18 protein-coding genes and 5 pseudogenes are annotated in these 19,170 nt (G+C 62.7%); 9 read left to right on the forward strand and 14 right to left on the reverse strand.

Features of this window, described 5'->3' with window-relative positions; all coding sequences use genetic code 11:
• Nucleotides 1-36 precede the first annotated feature (36 nt).
• The gene (locus D9598_RS19715) at nt 37-1,647 is read right to left on the reverse strand and encodes a hypothetical protein (protein WP_198368202.1); all 1,611 of its coding nucleotides are present in this window, start codon (nt 1,645-1,647) and stop codon (nt 37-39) included.
• Nucleotides 1,648-1,921: 274 nt separating this feature from the next.
• On the opposite strand from D9598_RS19715, the gene D9598_RS19720 reads away from it, so the two are divergent.
• The 3 genes and pseudogenes from D9598_RS19720 to tnpC (D9598_RS19730) form a co-directional block, all read left to right on the forward strand.
• Entirely contained in the window at nt 1,922-2,377 is a 456-nt protein-coding gene (locus D9598_RS19720; RefSeq protein ID WP_198368203.1) for a transposase, read from the forward strand.
• A gap of 10 nt (nt 2,378-2,387) precedes the next feature.
• A complete protein-coding gene (locus D9598_RS19725; RefSeq protein ID WP_198368204.1) occupies nt 2,388-2,702 on the forward strand; it encodes a transposase in 315 nt (104 codons plus the stop codon).
• A 45-nt stretch (nt 2,703-2,747) separates the two neighbouring features.
• Nucleotides 2,748-3,570: pseudogene (gene tnpC, locus D9598_RS19730) on the forward strand (IS66 family transposase); the annotation flags it as partial.
• 26 nt (nt 3,571-3,596) lie between these two features.
• On the opposite strand, the pseudogene D9598_RS19735 reads toward tnpC (D9598_RS19730), so the two are convergent.
• Nucleotides 3,597-3,728, reverse strand: a pseudogene (locus D9598_RS19735) (transposase); the annotation flags it as partial.
• Nucleotides 3,729-3,864: 136 nt separating this feature from the next.
• Between D9598_RS19735 and D9598_RS19740 the strand changes: the two are divergent.
• Nucleotides 3,865-4,642 (forward strand): annotated as a pseudogene (locus tag D9598_RS19740) (IS5 family transposase).
• Between the two features lie 459 nt (nt 4,643-5,101).
• On the opposite strand, the gene D9598_RS19745 reads toward D9598_RS19740, so the two are convergent.
• The 3 genes and pseudogenes from D9598_RS19745 to D9598_RS19755 form a co-directional block, all read right to left on the reverse strand.
• Nucleotides 5,102-5,896, reverse strand: coding sequence for a hypothetical protein (locus D9598_RS19745; protein ID WP_198368205.1), 795 nt, complete (start codon nt 5,894-5,896; stop codon nt 5,102-5,104).
• 344 nt (nt 5,897-6,240) lie between these two features.
• A complete protein-coding gene (locus D9598_RS19750; RefSeq protein ID WP_198368206.1) occupies nt 6,241-7,704 on the reverse strand; it encodes a DUF563 domain-containing protein in 1,464 nt (487 codons plus the stop codon).
• 125 nt (nt 7,705-7,829) lie between these two features.
• Nucleotides 7,830-8,089 (reverse strand): annotated as a pseudogene (locus D9598_RS19755) (transposase); the annotation flags it as partial.
• Between the two features lie 285 nt (nt 8,090-8,374).
• Here D9598_RS19755 and D9598_RS19760 point away from each other — a divergent pair.
• Nucleotides 8,375-8,599 carry a hypothetical protein gene (locus D9598_RS19760; protein ID WP_198368208.1) on the forward strand — a complete coding sequence of 75 codons (225 nt, stop codon included), beginning with the start codon at nt 8,375-8,377 and terminating at the stop codon, nt 8,597-8,599.
• Between the two features lie 272 nt (nt 8,600-8,871).
• Nucleotides 8,872-9,285: an SRPBCC family protein gene (locus D9598_RS19765; protein ID WP_198368209.1), complete on the forward strand. Its 414-nt coding sequence runs from the start codon at nt 8,872-8,874 to the stop codon at nt 9,283-9,285.
• Nucleotides 9,286-9,704: 419 nt separating this feature from the next.
• Here D9598_RS19765 and D9598_RS19770 read toward each other — a convergent pair.
• A protein-coding gene (locus D9598_RS19770; protein WP_370592090.1) for an IS3 family transposase occupies nt 9,705-11,068 on the reverse strand; the annotation gives its coding sequence in 2 pieces (ribosomal slippage) (nt 9,705-10,718 and nt 10,721-11,068; 1,362 coding nt in all).
• 32 nt (nt 11,069-11,100) lie between these two features.
• Here D9598_RS19770 and tnpC (D9598_RS19775) point away from each other — a divergent pair.
• A complete protein-coding gene (gene tnpC / locus D9598_RS19775) occupies nt 11,101-12,588 on the forward strand; it encodes an IS66 family transposase (protein ID WP_370592092.1) in 1,488 nt (495 codons plus the stop codon).
• Nucleotides 12,589-12,853: 265 nt separating this feature from the next.
• On the opposite strand, the gene tcmP is transcribed toward tnpC (D9598_RS19775), so the two are convergent.
• The gene (gene tcmP, locus D9598_RS19780) at nt 12,854-13,831 is read right to left on the reverse strand and encodes a three-Cys-motif partner protein TcmP (RefSeq protein ID WP_198368210.1); all 978 of its coding nucleotides are present in this window, start codon (nt 13,829-13,831) and stop codon (nt 12,854-12,856) included.
• Complete coding sequence (locus D9598_RS19785; protein WP_198368211.1) at nt 13,828-14,580, reverse strand: DUF5131 family protein; 753 nt, start codon at nt 14,578-14,580, stop codon at nt 13,828-13,830. The genes tcmP and D9598_RS19785 overlap by 4 nt, the downstream gene beginning before the upstream one ends.
• A gap of 92 nt (nt 14,581-14,672) precedes the next feature.
• On the opposite strand from D9598_RS19785, the gene D9598_RS19790 reads away from it, so the two are divergent.
• On the forward strand, nt 14,673-15,026 hold the full coding sequence (locus tag D9598_RS19790; RefSeq protein ID WP_198368212.1) for an XF1762 family protein: 354 nt from the start codon (nt 14,673-14,675) through the stop codon (nt 15,024-15,026).
• Nucleotide 15,027: 1 nt separating this feature from the next.
• Here the strand turns inward: D9598_RS19790 and D9598_RS19795 are convergent, their stop codons facing one another.
• The 6 genes and pseudogenes from D9598_RS19795 to D9598_RS19815 form a co-directional block, all read right to left on the reverse strand.
• Nucleotides 15,028-15,579, reverse strand: coding sequence for a hypothetical protein (locus D9598_RS19795; protein WP_198368213.1), 552 nt, complete (start codon nt 15,577-15,579; stop codon nt 15,028-15,030).
• Entirely contained in the window at nt 15,580-15,768 is a 189-nt protein-coding gene (locus tag D9598_RS19800) for a hypothetical protein (protein ID WP_198368214.1), read from the reverse strand.
• A gap of 296 nt (nt 15,769-16,064) precedes the next feature.
• Nucleotides 16,065-17,081, reverse strand: coding sequence for a toprim domain-containing protein (locus tag D9598_RS19805; RefSeq protein ID WP_198368215.1), 1,017 nt, complete (start codon nt 17,079-17,081; stop codon nt 16,065-16,067).
• 78 nt (nt 17,082-17,159) lie between these two features.
• Nucleotides 17,160-17,420 (reverse strand): hypothetical protein, encoded by a 261-nt coding sequence (locus D9598_RS19810; protein ID WP_198368216.1) that lies wholly within the window; start codon nt 17,418-17,420, stop codon nt 17,160-17,162.
• Complete coding sequence (locus tag D9598_RS21445) at nt 17,420-17,551, reverse strand: hypothetical protein (RefSeq protein WP_255528812.1); 132 nt, start codon at nt 17,549-17,551, stop codon at nt 17,420-17,422. Before D9598_RS21445 ends, D9598_RS19810 begins: the two co-directional genes overlap by 1 nt.
• Nucleotides 17,552-17,556: 5 nt before the next feature.
• Nucleotides 17,557-18,710 (reverse strand): annotated as a pseudogene (locus D9598_RS19815) (IS3 family transposase).
• A 304-nt stretch (nt 18,711-19,014) separates the two neighbouring features.
• Between D9598_RS19815 and D9598_RS21690 the strand changes: the two are divergent.
• The coding region (locus D9598_RS21690; protein WP_198368217.1) for a ParA family protein at nt 19,015-19,170 on the forward strand (156 nt) is incomplete at its 3' end.

Genomic DNA, 19,170 nt, shown 5'->3' on the forward strand with positions numbered 1-19,170 from the left:
ACGACTTCCAATGCCGGCGGGGTAATTTTGCTAGATTTACTCAGGCTGCAGGGCGGTCTCGACGACACCGTCCGGGTCAAGCAGCATTGCTCGTTGCTGCTCCACAGCCTGAAGCACTGCAACAATTTCGATCTTGGCGCTGCATTGGCAGCTACGCGTCAATGCTCGCCAGCGATCCTCCGGACGATCGCCACACGCGAAGCATTCACACTGCGGATCGAGGATAACTGCACCGGGTACTACCTGAGTGAGCAAATGGCCATTTGAATACGAGGCGAGGAATATGACCGGTATGCCAAGCACACCCAGCATCATGGCTGTAGCTTCTTCCTCGCAGATCACGACTGAAGTGCCGGAGAGAGTCTGGAGAAGTTCCGCAGCCGCCTGATCAGGCGCGAGGTCCACCCTGACGGCCGGGAGATTGGCTGAAGCCAATTCCCGCAACAACTGCTCAGCGGCGGCGCCCTTGTGTCCCGTGATGTCGCGATACACCACCCCCACTGGTGCTTCCGCAGCCCCGCTGTAGCGGCGCTCGATGCGCGGCCTCCCTGCCAGCAGATCGGATGGCTCCATTGATAGGATGGGTGCCATCCAACGAATCAGTGAGCTGTGACGATTTTTCAGTATTTCGTCGCTGACAGCGAATTCCTTCGAGTAATCGAACAACAACGCGGCACTTGGCGGGTGACAGCCAGCGCTTGAATGCACAAACCCCGGCAGCAGGAGAGCAACCTCGTAGGTGACACGCGACTCGCTGGCCAGGACGAAGCGGCCGACATCGAGGTTGCTTTCGAAGATGAGATCAGTGGTAGGCGTGCGCTCGGTCACGATGATGTCGATCTGGACGCCGAAATGCTTTGCCATTGCCGAGGCAATGCAACTGGCAAGCAGACATTCCAGCCTGTCTTCACCAACAGCCAGCGCCAAGGGGTTCGCCGCGAAGCGCATCGCACTCCTGTAGCGCAGCAACAGGCTTGCCGACGGGGATTTCTCGCTTGAAAGCAAAGCCAGCTGGCTTGCTGCCTCCTTGTCGCCTGGCCGCATCTCCAGAATTGCCTGCCATTCGGCGGCTGCCCGATCCACAAAGCCCATCTCGGAAAGCAGCTTCGCCAGATCGCGCCGAACACCGACTTCAGAAGAGCGCCGAACAACCGCTAATTCAAGATTAGCCAGCGCTTCTTCGGGCCGTTCTAACGCCGCCAGCATTCGCGCGCTGGCTACGAGCCTCTCGTTATAGCCATCGTCAAGGGGCGAGACGCCGCGCCAAATCTCTACCGCTAGACTCCGCTGCCCCTCCCGCTCGGCGATACGGGCCAACAGAACAGCAGGCTTAGGGTTACGGGGGCTGATTGCCCTCGCACGCAGGGCGAAATCCTTAGCTTCCGCTTGGTTTCCAGCCGTCAGCGCCACACGCGAACGTCGCACCAGTGTCTCGAAGTCGCCAGGATGGTTTAGCAGCACAGCATCCAAAAGAGCAGCGGCATGGCCTAGATCATTGGCTCGCTCTGCGATACGAGCTTCATCATGATACCACGCAATAGGCTTGGACTTTGCGTGGCTGCCCTTCTCTTCACTGCGTTCAGCAGCCGAGTCTGCTAGATCCATAAAGCTGCAGCCCCTTTCCCGACAACAATAGCCGGCCACCATCAACCCGCTTAGGCGGTTGATGAGGGGCAGGCACCGGTGCGCGACCTCAGAGATTTTCAACCTACGATACAGATGGGATACAGAAGGGTCAAGCTCAGTAGCAAGTGCAGCCGCCTTTGAAGCGCCACGTGCCTACAGCGGTGAATCTCTAAGAGCCTGTTTGAGCGCGCCCCTGCCGTGCATCCCTATCTTCTCCTAAGGTGAACACCGAGAACCGCCTGGCGGGGCGGAAGGGTGGGAGAATAGATGTGGACGCGGCGGCATCGGGCGCGCCATGCGGCGCCTGGAAGAGATAGTCTCGTGGCACGCCGTGCAGGAGGTGGCGCATTGGCTGGAGCGGGCTGATCCACCGCGAAGCGAGAATGCCACCCCGATCCTGGCTGTGGTGCAGGCGCTCGCATGGCACCTTCGGGTGGGAGGCGGCTGGCGATCGCTGCCGTCGGGCATGCCGCCCTGGCGCACCGTGTATGGCTGGTTCCGGCGCTGGGCTGGATTAGGACTGTTCGAGCGGATGATGCGTGACCTGACCCGGCTGCGCCGCCGGGCGGAAGGCCGCAAGCCAAATCCCCGGCTGACGATCATCGACACGCAGACCGTGAAATGCCTTTCCGTGCGCGGGCCGCGCGGCTTCGATGCCGCCAAACGCGTAATTGGGCGCAAGCGGGTGGCCATGGTGGATGCCGACGGGAACTGGCTCGCCGTCGCCGTAGTGCCCGCGTCAGTTCAGTAGCGTGACACGCTTGCTGTCCTCGATGAAGGCAAGGTGGCATGGCCCAGCCTGCGCACGGCGATCCTGGGACAGCGCCTTCACCGCTGAGCGCTGCCACCTCTGGTCCAACCTGCACGGCATGCGTCACCAGGTTGTCTCTCGCGCGCCAGGTCAGAAAGGCTTCGCCATCCTGCCTCGCCGCTGGGTCGTCGAACGCAGCTTCGGCTGGCTCACTCATTGGGGCGGCCTGCTCCGCGACCGGGCTGGCCGCCTCGACGTCTCCGCAGCCCGCATCGCCTGCGCCGCCGTCCTCGCCTCAACCGAGGCCCTCATCAACCCAGCCTGAAACCGCTCAAACAGGCTCTAAGTGCCCGTTTGAGAATGGTCATGGATGCACGAAGACGACACCACCGTGCCGCTGTTGGCCCGCGGCAAGACGGTCACCGCCCGCGTCTGGACCTATGTGCGGGACGACCAGCCCTTTGCCGGACCCGCGCCACCAGCGGCTGTGTTCTACTTCTCGCGCGACCGCACTGCCGAGTATCCCAAGCAGCACTTGGCCGCCTACACCGGGATCCTGCAGGCCGACGCCTATGCCGGGTTTGGTGATCTTCACCTAGCAAGCCGCAAGCCTACGCCGATCACGGAGGCGGCGTGCTGGGCACATTTCCGGCGCAAGGTGTTCGAGCTGGCCGAGGTCGCCCGCGCGCCGCTGGCCGCCGAGGCCGTGCTGCGGATCGACAGGGTGTTCGAGGCCGAACGGGCGGTGAACCGGTCCTCGGCGGCCGATCGGCTCACGCACCGGCAGAGCATCGTGGCCCCACTGGTTGCCGATCTCCAGGCCTGGATGCTGGAGACCAAGGGCAGGCTGTCGCGTCACAACAACTTGGCCAAGGCGCTGGACTACGCGCTGAAGCGCTGGACCGCGTTTACCCAGTTCCTCAGCGACGGCCGGGTTTGTTTGACGAACAACGCCGCCGAACGCGCGCTTCGCGGCGTGGCTCTCGGCAGAAAGGCATGGCTGTTCGCAGGCAGCGACCGTGGCCGCGATGATGTATGCCCTGATCACCACCACGAAGCTGAACAATGTGGATCCGCGTGCCTGGCTTGCCGATGTGCTGGCCCGCATCGCCGACCACCCCGCCTCCAGGCTCGACGAACTTCTGCCGTGGAATTGGCAGCGTGCTCAAACGCCCGCAACCGCTGCCGCCTGAACGTCAACCGCGGCCATCACCGGATGGGTACGCAGCACGTGAATGATGCCGCTGATCACCCGCCGATCATCGACGCGAGGCACGCCGCGTGGCTTGTTCGGCAGGAGGGGCGACAGGCGTTGCCACTGTCGGTCCGTCAGCCAGAACTCTCCGCTCATCGCGCATCTCCTGACCACAGCCGCAACCAAAGAGGATCACGTAGCGCTCTGTCGCTCAACCCCATTTATGGGTCCGGGCCCTAGCTCCTGACCATAAGCCTATCTGCTGTGGAGGCAGCCGAGGGGTGAATGGATGGTGCTGACGGACGCGCAGTGGGCGGTGCTGGAGCCGCTGATCGAAGCCTGCCGTCCACACCGCAAGACGCAGCACCATGACCTCCGGCGCACTGTGGAGGCGATCATCTGGCGCTGCCAGAACGGCGCCAAGTGGCGTGCTGTGCCTGCCGAGTATGGCCCTGGTGGATGGCGGCACAGACTTTCATCCGCTGGGGCAGACATGGCGTCTGGGAACGCCTGCTGAGCCTGGTGCAGGGGAAGGGCTTGCGGCTCGGCATGGCCTTCCTGGACGGCAGCAACATCCGCGCACATCAGAAGGCTGCCGGCGCGGCCGAAAAGGGGGATCCCGAGCCCGACGCGATGCGCGTGAGGCTCTTGGCCGATCACGTGGCGGCTATGGCACCAAGGCCTGCGTGATTGCCGATGGTGGTGGACGTGCGGTGGCCTTCCGGCTGGCGCCGGGCCAGGCGCATGAATTGCCGATGGCCCGCGCCCTGCTCGGCTGCCTGCCAGGGGTGCCGACCTGGGTGGTCGCTGATCGTGGCTACACCAGCCATGCCTTGCGCGAGCACATCTGGAACATCGGCGCTCGACCTGCCATCCCACCGCAGCGACATGAAGCGCCGGTCGCCTGCTCCGCCTGGATCTACACCAACCGCAACAAGGTTGAGCGCCTCTGGGCGCGGCTGAAAGAGTGGCGCGCCGTCGCCACCCGCTACGAGAAAACCGCCCGATCCTTCCTCGGTGTCCTCTGCCTCGCCGCCTCGCTCGATTGGATCAACAGCAACGGACCCTAGAGGTAGCGGTGAGACATGCGAGATAGTGCGCCCGAGGGTTGGGCGCCCTTGTCATGTGGTCTGCCGTGCTGTGACGACAGGGCTGCCCTTGGGCGGCATCAAGCCGGGGATGCGAAGGATGCTGGATAGACGGACCGGCACTCTGCATTGGCATAGCGTCCCCGGTCCCGCGCCCTGGTAAGTGTTCCTTATCGCTGTTGTCGCGGCGGCAGCGCTGCTGGCGGGTGGCATGATCTTCGGCAAGTTCGGTCTGTAGGCGCCTAATGAGCAAGGGCGCGCAGATAAACATCTCCTACGGACGGGATCTCCACCGCTTCAGCTCCTGCAAGGTGGCCTGCACAGCCCTTCTGGCGGATGCCACTGCCTGGATGCCTTGCTTGCGTTGCTCTTTCACGCTGGGGCGAGAGTGACAGTAAGGCACAGCCCCGGGATGACGCAGGGCTGCTCCCTGCCCGCCTGCTAGATCAGGTCGACCGGGTAAGCCTGTCGGCCCTCGTGCTGGCCGAACTCCAGGTAGTGCGCAAGGGGGTTGAGCCGCGCATACGCAACATCAGGGCTCGCTTCGAGGTAGGCTTCCGCGTCGAACTTCGCGGATGGCGACTTGATGTCAACCCCGTAGTCGCTAGTGCTTTTCAGGTAACTGCGGTACGGGTCAACCAGATCGTACAGCAGTTGTTCGCCGTAGAACGCCGCGTCGAACCACTCGTTGGGGTTGCGATGCTCGAAGCGCCCAAAGAGTTCGTAATGGGACAGGGCGTTCATGCCCGACGCCGCCACGTCCGGGTTCTCGGCCACATAAAACGAGGTGTCGAACAGCGCAGTGGGGTCGCGGCCCTCGCTGGCACCGAACTCGAGGTAGTGCTGGAGCGGGTTGACCCCCGCCGCCTTCACGTCCTGGTTCTGCCGCAGATAGAATTCGGCGTCGAACAGGGAGCCAGTATCGCGACCCTCGGCCCAGCCGAACCGCAGATAATGCTCCTCGGCGTCCATGCCGGCCTGCCAGACGTCCTTGTTCTTCGAGTAATACAGGAGGTCATTGACCAGCCCGTTGCCGTCGTTCTGGACCACCACGCCGTCCGTGAACCGGATGATGTCAGGGCGCAGGTAAAAGTTCTGGACGAGGTTGTCACCCTCGACCTGCCACCAGCCGTTCGCATCATTGACCGTACCGCTTCCCAAGGAATGGCCGGGGCTAACGTCCCGATCATCCCAGTAATTCCGCGTGTATGGACCCCAATATTCCGAATAGAGCACAGCTAGCGCCTTTGCATCTTACCTCAATCTTAACAAGGTAATGCTACGCTCAAGATGTGGTCAACAATGACCCTTCAAGACGCCCCCGCCAAATCAACCACCAGTGGCGTTTTTCTGGGGGACTACGTAGCGTCATCTAGCCACCCCTCAGGATGCCTATAGCCGCGCGGAGGGATGCGACTTAGGTAGGGAACCCATACAACTATCTGACGCTGTTAGCGTTTTACCTCCTGATCAGGTTTGGGAGGTGGGGAGACGGCGACGGCGTGGTTGTTCTGGCTATCGGATGAGGCTTGGGTGGCGATCGCGCCGCACCTGCCGCGCGGCAGGCCAGGCAAGCTGCGTCAGATGTTGCAGATCCAGCCTTGTGCGAATGAGGCATCCAGTGTCCCGCCGAGATAGTTGTTTGCCTTGTCCTTAAGGCCACGCATATCGGCTTCGCCGTAACTGGTATACTGAAGCTGTCGGAATGCAGACAGTTCCATGTACGCCTGCGTCCCTCCACCAGGAGAGAAGATCTCCAGGACCTTTGTTTTCTCAGGGCAGAAAATCAGGTTTGCTAGTGCGGCACCGTGATTACCCACCACAGCAGATGCTGATGCGAACGCATCGATCTGCTCACCAAAACTGAGATCAGCAGGCTCAATCTCGACAAACTTGGCTGCCTCAAAGAGGCCTTTCAACTCCGCATAATTCAACAGAGGCCGCGTGCCCTTTCGTGGAACAAACAGACGTCCATTATGGGACTGGTTTTCTTTCTCACGAATCTTGCTCTGCCACCAGTCCAGTAGAAAAGGGTGCCCATGCTGCATGGGGTGACGGAAGCCGAAGTTCGTGAATGATGTAGAGCAAACAACCAGACGCCTGCAAAATGTGAGGGAATCTAAGCCGATTGAGAATAATCCATCAGGGTTATGGCCGACGTACTCAACACTCTCTTTTTGGTACTTGTGTAGAACATCCCGGCACAGGATGTTGTCCGGCTTGATCTTCAAAATTTCGGCCGCAGCCAACCGAGGCAGCCAGTCGACGACCCAGTGGCAGTACGTAGCGCCCCAGAAGTTGTCAGCAACAAGGGCCGATGTCCCAGGCAGAATCCTCGCGCTGCCTTTCTCAAGCTTGGCAATGTCATCCACCACGTCTCGTGTAATGGCATGAGAGGCATTCTGGATGACGCGTAGATCCTTGTCCAAGACGTGGATCATTCCACAGCGAGAACGGACGTAGACATCTTCCAGCACGTAGACGTCAATGCCAGGTGAGAACAACGAGTCCGCGCTGAGCAACTGGGAAACTCGTGTTGGTGCATACCCTACGACGGAGAACTTGGCCTCCCGAAGAGGGAAGCTAAACTTTGAGATGCGCTCAGAGGCGTTTGCTGTAACGGTGTCGACCTTTGCCTCAAAGTCGTTATTCAGCTTCTGATGTAGAGCGTCGAGTGCCAAGAGGTCGAAGTAGATGATCTCTTTCTTGATATCAGCCGCATCCTTGCTGGCGTCTTCTACCAGTCGGCCCGCACTCTCCAGGTTGCCTACGTTCATCGCCTCCTGAGCGAGTGTGATATAGGCGCGGAGACGAGCGCCACTTGCAACCATCTTTGGTAGCAACTTGGGCGCCAACTCAAGGTGCTGGCCATTTCCAAGCAGGCGCGCAGCATCAAGCCCTTTTGATGCAATCAGGCTCTGCTGTGCAGCGTTATATTCGCCATCTGATGCCGCCAGACAGAGCTCCAGAGCATCCTTGAACCTGAGTTCACGAATGTGCGAAAAGATGTCAGACTTCAACTGCTCGAAGTTGCCCGCGCTCATCAGGTCCCCCCAGGACGACTGCAATTTTGCACCGCAATATAATTTCTCTCGTGCTGGCTAGTCTAGGCTTGAGTATTGCCGCTCCGCGGGGGGGGGTTAGGGTCTGTTAGAGGCTGGCTGGAAACTCATGCGGAACGACCGAGGCGCCGGACGAGGAGCATGACGGAGGCGGCGTAGAGGAAGGCCTCTGCGGAAGCGACGGTCTGCTCGAAGTCGCGAGCCAGCCTGCGGTTGCGGTTCAGCCAGGCGAAGGTCCTCTCCACACCCAACGTCTTGGCTGGACGGCAAAGCCGACCTGGCCCTTGGGCCTGCGGATGGTCTCCGGCGTGATGCAGGTTGCCCTGGCAACGCGCTCTCCGGCGTAGGCGCTGTCGGCGAAAACCCTCTCCCATTCCGCGTCCGTCAGGTCGCTGGCGATACGCAGCCCGGCTCGGCTATGCTGCGCTCGGCTGGTCAGGGTCCACATCAGGCACTCCAACTTGGTCTCAACTACCTGTTGGAATCACGCCCGACCCGGCAGGCCAATTCTCATTCCGCTCCCGTTTCCAGCCAGCCTCTTATGCTGCAGCGAAGCATGAAGGCTCTGCCCATTGACCTCGATTCGACATAGGTTGCGCCCGCGCCCGGCTGGGCGGGAAGACGGTTTCATTAGCGAAGGAAGGACTTAGACATGAACGATCCCCTAAGCAGCCACGAGGTATGGGTGGTCTGGGGCGGGGTCTTCCGCGATACGAGTTTCGCCGAACTGGAAGCCGGCACTGAGGAACTGCACGGTCCCTTCCGCAGCCAGCAGGATGCCGAGAAGGCCTGGCTGGAGCGGATGCGCCGCATGGTGGACATCGCCTCGCACCGCCTCTTCGTGCTGCGAGCTGTGCCGCCCTCCGAAGCGAAATGACAAGCTTCGGCTAATCACTGATTGCCGCTGTTCTGACGTCAGAATATCGAGTGTCTGCCGACGCGGAGAGACGAACTTCTGACGTCAGAAGTTTTGTAAGCAAGGCGGCGCCATCGCTTGATACATGGCGGCATGCGCCAGCCATTAGATTTGGCACGAGAACAGATGCCTCTTACAAGGAGCAATCTACCGTAGCCCTGACGGCAGAGCGCCAGCATCGCAACCCATTATTACATCGTGACGTTGGCAGCCCAGCCAAGAGGAGCTGTGCCATGGACCAGAAGATCACCATTGCTCGCCCCGCCGCCGAGGTTTTCGGTTACCTAGCGGATCATCGCCATTTGCGGCACTGGCTGCCTCATCTGCGCCGAGAAGAAAGCCCACTGCCTGAAGAGGGCCTCGAGATAGATCACGCCACCCGAACCTTAGCTTGGTCTTTTGCGCCCGCTGGGCACTGGCGGATCACTGGTGAAGGTGCGATCTCAACCCTTTATCTTCATCTCGATACAGAGTTCGCTCAAGCCGTGGATCCGACCGAAAGAGAGAACCCCCATTCGGCAGCAGAGCATGGAGCTGAGGCGGCACTGCAAAGCCTGAAGTCTCATATTGAGCAGGCAGAAGGCGGCGACCCCGATTTGAGAATGCCCCCAGCGCCATGGCGTTCGTTTGGACATACCCCGGAATAGAATCGCCAATTCTTGGCGAATAGGCCATTGACAGCAGATACGGAGATTATTCCGACAGCACTATGGTAAAATTACGAGGCCACTATTCGAATACCTTAAATTATTATCAGTTCCAAACTGACCTCTGTATTCTATTGAACTGTCGATCGCTACAAATATAGCCATAAACATCACGAGACTAAGGGTTAGGATTAACAAGAGAAATCTTGGTGTAGACATCAGTGTACCTCCGGCTGATGTGTATCACATTTGCGTGAGCTAAAATCAACCAAAAGTTGACTTGCTATGGCGACATATGCGCGCCTAGCCTTCGGAACGTTGATGCGTATCGATAGCGTTTCGCATTGTCCGTCGTCAGAACATTCGGCACAACTCGCGGCGTAGATTAGCGGAGTGCGGACCTCGTCAGGGGGTTGATGTTAGGCGGCGAACTTGCGGTGCTGCAAGCGCCGATGTTCGATGGTCTGTCGCTTGATCCTTTCGCGCAGTTTGATGATTGCCGGAGCCCTGCCGAAGTAGGCGTCGGCAGGCGTCACGTTGGCCAGGCTCTCGTGGTATCGCTGGTGATTGTAGTGCTCGACGAAGGCCTCGATGTGGGCTTCGAGGTCGCCGGGCAGGAAGTAGTTTTCCAGCAAGATGCGGTTTTTCAGGGTCTGGTGCCAGCGCTCGATCTTGCCCTGGGTTTGGGGATGACACGGGGCGCCGCGGACATGGCTCATCTTCCGGGCCTCGATGTATTCCGCCAGCTCACCCGCGATGTAGCTGGGGCCATTATCGCTGAGTAGCCGGGGTTTGTGCAGCACCGTGGCGCTGTCGCAACCAGAAGCCGCCAGGGCGAGGTTCAGCGTGTCGGTGACGTCCTCGGCTCGCATGTTGGTGCACAGCTTCCAGGCGATGATGTAGCGCGAGAAGTCGTCGAGCACGGTCGACAGATACATCCAGCCCCACCCGATGATCTTGAAGTAGGTGAAGTCGGTCTGCCACATCTCGTTCGGCCGCGTGGTTTTCGTGTGGAACTGATCGGCAGCCTTGATCACGACATAGGCCGGGCTGGTGATCAGGTCGTGGGCCTTCAACAGGCGGTAAACCGTGGATTCCGACACGAAGTAGCGCTGCCCATCGGTGAAGCGCACGGCCAGTTCCCGGGGGCTCAGCTCAGACTGTTCCAGCGCCAGCTCGATGATCTGGTCGTGGATGCCCGCCGGGATGCGGTTCCACACCCGGCTCGGCGCCGATGGCCGATCTTCCAACGCCTCCGGCCCGCCTTCGAGGTAGCGATCATACCAGCGGTAGAATGTCCGACGAGGGATGCCGAGTTGGTCCAGCGTGCGCTTGGCCGACAGGTGCGACTGCTCGACGGTTCTGATGATCTCGAGCTTCTCGGATGCGGGATATCTCATTCGTCGTTGTCCCCATCCGCGACCATGCTTTTTTTGAGCAGACGGTTTTCCAGTGTCAGATCGGCCACGCATTCCTTCAGGGCCCGGGCTTCGCGGCGCAGGTCCTGGACCTCTCCGGTGGTCGCGGCACGGGCGGTGTCGCCGGCCAGGCGGCGCTTGCCAGCTTCCATGAACTCCTTCGACCAGGTGTAATACAGGCTCTGGGCAATGCCTTCCTTGCGGCATAGCTCGGCGATGCTGTCTTCCCCGCGCAGGCCATCCAGCACGATGCGGATCTTGTCCTCGGCCGAAAAGTGGCGCCGGGTCTGTCGGCGGATGTCCTTCACTACCCGCTCTGCTGGGGCCTTGGCGGGCGATTTTACATTGGAGGATCTGGGCTTCATCTTCGTTCCTTCGTCACTACGACGAAGCCCAGATCCTCCTTAAATCACAACCTCAAATCTGTGCCATTGGTGCTGACGGCGGACACGCCAAGCTGCGGCACGACAAGTTCGGCGCCTCCTCCGAGCGCGGCCGCAAGCTGCTGGATCAGCTGGAGTTGGAACTCGGCGAGCTGGTCGCCACGGCGGCCGAGGACGCGGCGCGGGCGGAGAATCAGGCAGAAATCCGGCCTGGAGCACCACCGCGCAGGCCGTCCCGCGGCCCTCTGCCTGCCCATCTGCCGCGCGAGCGGGTGGTGCTGCCATCTCCCTCCGCCTGCTCCTGCTGCGGCGGCAAGCTGTCCAAACTCGGTGAGGATGTCACCGAGACCCTGGAGGTCATCCCGCGCTCGTGGAAGGTCATCCAGACGGTGCGGGAGAAGTTCTCCTGCCGTCGGTGCGAGGTGATCACCCAGCCACCTGCGCCGTTCCACCCGATCGCCCGCGGCAGGGCCGGACCGAACCTGCTGGCCATGATCCTGGAGGCGAAGTTCGGCCAGCACCTGCCCCTGAACCGGCAGAGCGAGAGCTATGCCCGTGAGGGGGTGGAACTGAGCGTCTCCACCCTGGCGGACTGGGTCGGTACCGCGGCGGCCACTCTCTCGCCGCTCCACGCGCTCATCGAGGCGCATGTTCTGGCGGCGGAGCGCCTGCACGGGGACGACACCACGGTGCCGCTGCTCGCCCGCGGCAAGACGGTCACCGCCCGCCTCTGGACCTATGTGCGGGACGACCAGCCCTTTGCCGGGCCCGCGCCACCTGCCGCGGTGTTCTACTTCTCGCGCGACCGCACCGCGGAGCACCCCAAGCGGCACCTGGCCTCCTATACTGGGATCCTGCAAGCCGATGCCTATGCCGGGTTCGGCGAGCTCTACCTGGCCAGCCGCAAGCCTGGACCGATCACGGAGGCGGCGTGCTGGGCGCATTTTCGGCGCAAGGTGTTCGAGTTGGCGGAGGTGGTTCGCGCACCTTTGGCTGCTGAGGCCGTGCGCCGCATCGACCGGGTGTTCGAGGCCGAGCGAGCGGTGAACGGGTGCCCGGCGGCCGATCGGCTCACCCACCGGCAGAGCGTCGTGGCCCCGCTCGTTGTCAGCCTGCAGGCCTGGATGCTGGAGACCAGGGGCAGGCTGTCGCGCCACAACGACCTGGCCAAGGCATTGGACTATGCCCTCAAGCGCTGGGCCGCGTTCACCCAGTTTCTCAGCGATGGCCGGATCTGCCTCACAAATAACGCGGCCGAGCGCGCCCTCCGCGGCGTGGCCCTTGGCAGAAAGGCATGGCTGTTCGCGGGCAGCGACCGTGGCGGCGAGCGGGCCGCGATGATCTACGCGCTGATCACCACCGCGAAGCTGAACAACGTTGACCCGCGTGCCTGGCTCGCCGATGTGCTCGCCCGTATTGCCGATCACCCCGCCTCCAGGCTCGACGAGCTCCTGCCTTGGAAGTGGCAGCGCGCCCAAACCCCTGCGACCGCTGCCGCCTGAGCGTCACCCGCGGCCATTACCGGAGGGATACCAATTGCCCGCCGTCGTCAGCGGCGCACCATTCCCGGGCGCGCCGGATCTGCGAGATAACGCTCCCCGTCAAGCGAAGCACGCCGCAGTCAACAGAGCACGCTTACGGAGGTGGTGCCGCCCTTCCTGCTGAAGCGGCTCCGCTGGTTCGAGGATCCGTGCTCCAAAGGGCTGGCGCGCCATCCGCCGGCGGTTCCGCGCGTGACCTATCAGGTCGCCGTGGACGATGGCTCGGTCAAGATTTCTCGTCCGAAGGCGAAGCGCGCTTCTTCGCCTGCCGCGGCGGCGGAGTAGCGGCACCGTTCACTCCTGCCCGCTCCAGCTTTTCGCCCTGTCGCAGGATGTGGTCGGCACCCTTCAGGCCCAGCGCCTTCGGACCGGCCCAGATGAGATAGTAGAGGTGGCCGCCCTTAGTGTTCTTGATGAGACGCGCCGGGGAAACATGCCCGAACACCTCCTTCAGGCGCGCGCGGTACCAGTCGAGCAGGCGCTGCCCCGCATCGCTGCGCTTTTCGAGGCGAGTGCCGAACAGGTCGGCCTTTTCGTCATAGACCTGCGCATACCAGTCCGGCGAGCCGAAGAAGCGATCTAGAGCCTCACGCCAGCCCGGCTGCAGCGCGGCAGAACGCGGCAGCACGCGCTGGATCGCCATGCCGAGGGTGAAGTTGATCATCACCTCGATGCGCTTCGTCTTAGCGAGGCGCTCGATCATATCCCAAGAGAGCTGCATACCGAACGGATCGAGGAAGACGACGGCCAGATGGCCGCTTCGGCCAAGATGGCCCTTCAGTAGCGCATCCAGCTCCGCGTCGGCCGCACCCTGACGCACGTCGATCCGGTGCCGGGAGCCGTACTCACCGTGAAGCTGCTCCAGCATGGCGGCACGGCCCGGATCGCGCTCGATGAAGACGTACTGGCTGAATGGGGTGGTGATATCGAGAGCCACGCGGGGAGAGCCCCGGATGTATTCTTCCGCTGCGGCGTCGATCGGCGCGGCCTCCGCCTGGGCAAACAGGTCGGCGACGGCGGCGGACGCGGCGGTGCGCCGGATCTTGGCATGCCCTGCCCCGGCGAAGGCATCGACGAAGGTCGTGCTCTTGATCCACGCCTGGTTCTTCAGGGCAGTGGTGTAGAAGTTGAGATACGCTCCGAGCGCATCCAGTTTCTCGCGCGCCCACGGACCGACCGTAGCGCCAGGCGCAGGATCACTCATTCAGCGGCAGCAGCCATGTTCCAGGGCCTAGATTGCGGGAACTCGTCCCATTCACGGCCGTCCAGCGTCCTGCCGCCTTGGGTGGGGCGGAAGCCGCCCCATTGCTTGAAGAAGAACGGCACCTCTGCCGCGACGCATTGATCGCGGATATCGCGCACCCATTGCGGGTCCATGGGCCGCGAGCGCGGGCCGCTTTCCCCGCCGACGATGACCCAATGAATGCCGCTTAGGTCCAGCTGGCCGATTGGGCCGATCAGGGGCTCGATCGACAGGAAGCGCACGGCGGCCGGAGCTTCCTGCAGGTGACGGACGCGGGACATGCGGGCGCGGTCCTCGACCGACACGCCGAGCCAGATATGGCTGGGTACTGGACGGGCCGCATAGCGCTTGCGCAGAAAACTGCGCATCAGGCTGCTGCGCTTGGTCAACATCTGGAACTGGTGCCAGTGCGCCTGTTCCATTGTGTCGAAGACCTGCTCGATGAAGGACACCGGCACGTCCTTGTGGAACAGGTCGCTCATGGAGTTGACGAAGATCCGCCGCGACCGCTTCCACTGGAGGGGCTGCTGTAGCCGCTGGGGCCGCAGGGTCAGGTCGAAGCCGGTCTCGAACGGATGGCCGGGCACGCCGCGGAACCGCTCCGAGAACCGGGCCGCGTAGCAGTTATCGCAGCCCGGGCTGATCTTGGTGCAGCCAGTGACCGGATTCCACGTCGCGTCAGTCCATTCAATGTGCGAAGCGTCAGCCATGCCGAGCCCTGGAACAGACCGCGAATCTTGCATAAACAGGATGCAGTCGCAACGGTACAACCACGAAGCGGGCTGATGTCATACTGACTCCTGTGCTATGGTCGGAATGGCTTCTCGGCCTGCTCGATGGCATGGGCAATGGGGCGGCCGAGGAAGCGGAACGCAGGGGTCGCTCCCGCATCATCACCTACACGCTCGAGGAAGAAATCGGCTTCTCGCTGCGCTATGCGAGATGGCAGCGGGATGACCATGTCTCCAAGGGCGGTAGCTGGAACACACCGTCCCGGCCCCGGATCGACAAGTCGCCGACGATGCTGAAAGTCCGCTGGTATCCAGACCTGCATCCGCTGGAGCCGCTGAAGGAGCCCGCCCCACCGAAACCGGCGCAGGGCAATTTTTGGCAGCAGCTGGTCGGCGGGGGAGCAGGCCGGACGCGGTCGCACTAGCTCACTGGGTCGGTCCGGTAGGCGGTGATGGTGCGGATGCGGGCGGCGACGGCTGGCCGATGATCCCCTTCGTCACCGCGATCGGTGACGGGTCCTTGTCGAACACCCACGCTCCGAACAGCACGAGCAGAGTGAAGATCACCGTTGCGGCCAAGCCGCTGAAGATACCGACGCGGAAGGCCGTCTTCGTGGAGGTCGCCGCGGTCACCGTGGCCGTCAGCTCCAAATTCAGCCGCTGCACCTCGGCCAGCAGGGCGCTGCGCACGCCCTCGTCACGAGCCTTCTCGATCTCGTCCTGCATGTAGGCCGTGGCCGCGAGGTCGAACGTGTCTTCCGCACCGGCGCGGAACTCCTCGAACCGGCTCATCGGCTGGTTGGCGATCCACTCGTCCACCTCGGCCGGCGTCGGAAGCCGCTCGTTGCGCTCCTCGAAGAGCGTGACCCAGTCGTATCGGGCGGAGGCGTATGCTGCGTAGGCAAGGTGAGCCACCTCGGGGGAGGCCCCAGAGTGCTTTAGGAAGTGCTCGAACACCTCCCGGTCATTGGACGGCATCTACTTTTTCTTGGTGAACAGGCCGGTCTGCCGGTTGGCGGTCTTCAGCGCGCTGGCGACCTTAGCCGCCCGGCTGGCACGGAGAGTCGCGACGGAGGTGGAACTCGCGCGGGCGGAGCCGCTCAGCGAGATGACGCGCCCGGAGGAAGCTGTCTTCGTCGTGTTGCCGCTCGATTTCGGCGCAGCCATACCCGCTCGTCCTTTCAGGCCCCATGAGCCGTTGCACCTTAACATAGGGTCGCACCGGCCGGAAATGAATGCCGACGGCTCAACGCCTGATCACGTCGGCGAAGCTCGGCCCCCCCCCAGCGCAAGCAGCGGAGGCGCTCGATCACCTTGTAGACTTGTAGACTCCTAGGCAAGGAGTGCCGCCGCTCCGGCTCGGCCAGCCGGTGGCCATCGCGTTCAACAGCGGCAACCTGCTGCCGGTCGCGCAGGCGCTGCAGCACGCCGCCATGGTGGCGGTACCAGAGCGGATCCACCGCTCAGCCGCGCTGAGCCTGCACTGCCGGGCGTGCGCCATACCGCCGCGCCCAGGGCTGGCGCACCAGCGGCTCACACACCATGTCCTCCTGCCGCAAGGCGTCCCTGATCAGCTGGCGCGTCACTTCGCGGCCATGGGCATCAGCAAAGTCCAGCCAGTCGGTGCCGTCCTGATGGGGGGCAAACTCCGGCAGCAGCACCAGCCCGCCCACCGCATTCGCCGCCTCGGTTGCCTTCTCCTTGCCGACATTGGGCAGGAGCTTTTCCCGCCTCGGCAGGTGATGGTCGTTGTCCGCGGCGAAGACCTGGCGCACGCCGGGATAGGCGCGCTGCAGCGCCTGCGCGACCGGCAGCAGGTTGCCGCTGTTGAACGCGATGGCCACCGGCTGGCCTAGCATCTCCCGCATCGCCGCCGCCGTGGCGAAGCCCTCCGCGACCAGCAGCGGGCGGGCCGGGTGGATCTCCCGCGCACCGAGCAGCGTGAAGAGGCCATGAGTGCGGCCATCTGGCAGAAACAGCTTGCGGCCGTCCGGGTCGATGATCTGCAGATTGCGGATCCAGCCCTGCTCGTCCTTCACCGGCACCAGCAGCTTGCCGCGATTGTCCTGACGCATGCCGTGCGCAAGCACGCCTTTACGGCTGAGGTAGGAGTTATCCCTAGCCTCGGTCCCGCGCATCCACATGGCAAACGCCTGTTTGCCGATGCGTTCTTCCGTCGCCTTCCGCTCCGCCTCGCGGGCCGTGCGTGCTGCCGCAATCCGTTGACGGTCCGCCTCGGTCAGCTCCCGCATCGGCTGAGAGGATTTCCATGGCTCGGCATAGCCGGTGCGGAAATTCTGAAGGAAGCCCGCCGGGTGGCCGTCTGTGTAGCCGACATAGCGCCCGGATTTCTCCGCGCCACGGTCGCCATCCACCTGTCCCCGGTGCCATTGGCCATCCATGATGGCGGGCTCATTGAGTGTAAAACCGGCGCGGTGCAGCTCGTCGGCGAACTCGGTTTCCACCTCCGCACGCTGCATGCTGTGCTCCTTTCGCTGGTCTCCTATCATAGCACCACACGGGAACAAGACGAGAACAAAAAGCCGTAATCTTCGAAATTACAGGGAGATAGACGATCCCTGCCCGCGCTCCACCGTCACCTCGCGCTGCAGGCGCAGCCGCTCCGCCGCCTGCCTCACCGCCTGCGTGACCCGCTCACCAAATTCCCCGAGCCGCTGCACCGCGCCGCGCTGGCGTGTCGCCACCTGCTCGATCGCCTGCAGGGCGGGCTTCAGCGCTTCGGCCTCCCGCCTGCGCTCTAGCGTCTGGTGCAGGCCGGTCGGCGGTCCGCCATTCCGCTGGTTCAGCTCCGACGGCATCAGCGATGCTGGAAGCGGCGCACGGTACCCCGCCGCACCTGGCTGGCGCGCGCGAGGAAGTCGAGCGCCATCACCTTCTCCGGCTGACGCGAGAGGTTGGAGGCGTGGCCTGCTGCCTGTTCGATGGACACCGAGTTTAGCCTGAACTGGCCAAGCGTTCGAACGCTACAGGGCTGAGATAGCCGATGGCCGAGTGGCGTCGCGTCGGATTGTGGAACCGCTCGATGTAGTCGAACACCTCTGCTCGGGCGGCGTCGCGGCTACGGTAGATCTTGCGGGCAAGGCGCTCGGTCTTCAGCGATGAGAAGAAGCTCTCCATCGCGGCGTTGTCCCACACATTGCCCGACCTGCTCATCGAGCAGGTGACGCCGTGGTCGGCCATCAGCCGCTGGAACCCCTCGCTGCTGTACTGGCTGCCCCTGTCCGAATGGTGCAGCAGGGCTCTTGGCCTGCCGCGCCGCTAGATCGCCATGACCAATGCATCGGTGACGAGCTGCGCCGCCATCGTGGCGCTCATCGACCAGCCGACGACGCGGCGTGAGAAGAGGTCAATGACGACGGCGACATAGAGCCAGCCCTCAGCGGTCCAGACATAGGTGAAGTCGGCCACCCATTTCTGGTTAGGAGCCCCTGCATTGAACTGGCGGTCGAGGATGTTGGCGGGGACGACGCCTACCGCCCGCTCGCCCCTGTCCAGCGGCAGGCGGCGTCGTCGGGGCCTGGCTCGCAGCCCACCCTTGCGCATCAGCCGCTCGATCTTGTGCAGACCGCAATCGACGCCGTCCGCCAGCACATCATGCCAGACCCGGCGGGCGCCATAGGTCCGGTCACTCGCCAGGAAGCTGGCGCGTGCCATCGTGCCAATCCGCTCGTCGTCGCGGCTGCGCTGGCTCGGCTTCCGGGTCAGCCAAGCATGAAAGCCGGAGCGCGATACACCCAGCGCCGAGCACAGCCAGGACAGCGGCCAGATACCCTTGTGCTTCGCGATGAAGGCGAACTTCATGTCGCATCCCTCGCGAAGTAGGCCGCGGCCTTTTTTAGGATGTCACGCTCCGCCTTGAGCTTGGTGACCTCCCGCCGGAGACGGTCGATCTCCTGCTGCTCAGGCTTTACTTGGCCATGCCCAGGAAAGGCGTGTCGCGGGTCAGCCTCGGTCTCCCGCATCCAGCGGCGCAGCACGCTCTCCGCAATCTCGAGCTCGCGGCAGGTCTGAGCCACCCCCACTCCGCGATCCCTGACCAACTTTACCGCCTCGAGCTTGAACTCGCGGCTGAATGTCCTTCGTCCCATTCCAGAACCTCCGATCGGGTGAAAACCTTATCCAGGTGTCCACCAAACCGGCAGCAGGCCAGCCGTCCAACTCGCCGCCATCGCCAGCTACTGGTTATGAGTCCTGACCGTAGCCAAATTCCTTCAAGGCGTGCCCCAGAAGGTCAACTCTCTCACTCCACCTAAGCTGATTCTACAGGTGAAGGCCAACAAGGAACGAATTGTTGTCTTGTTAACTAGCTAACTTGTTAGCAAATCTACCGAGTTGACGGCTGTTTCGATCGCTTGTAAGCGAGGCATCGCACTGGATGACGTGGAGACTGGGGTGAAGGTCATTACGGTTGGGAGCCGCAAGGGAGGCTCGGGAAAAACCGTGTTGTCCCGGCACCTAGCGGTGTCAGCTCTGCGCAGCGGGATTGAACGGGTCGCCATCGTCGACCTCGATCCGATGTCCGGCATAAGCCGCTGGTGGCAACGCCGA

The sequence above is a fragment of the Roseomonas sp. KE0001 genome, from assembly GCF_016107285.1.
In the GTDB taxonomy this organism is placed as follows: domain Bacteria; phylum Pseudomonadota; class Alphaproteobacteria; order Acetobacterales; family Acetobacteraceae; genus Pseudoroseomonas.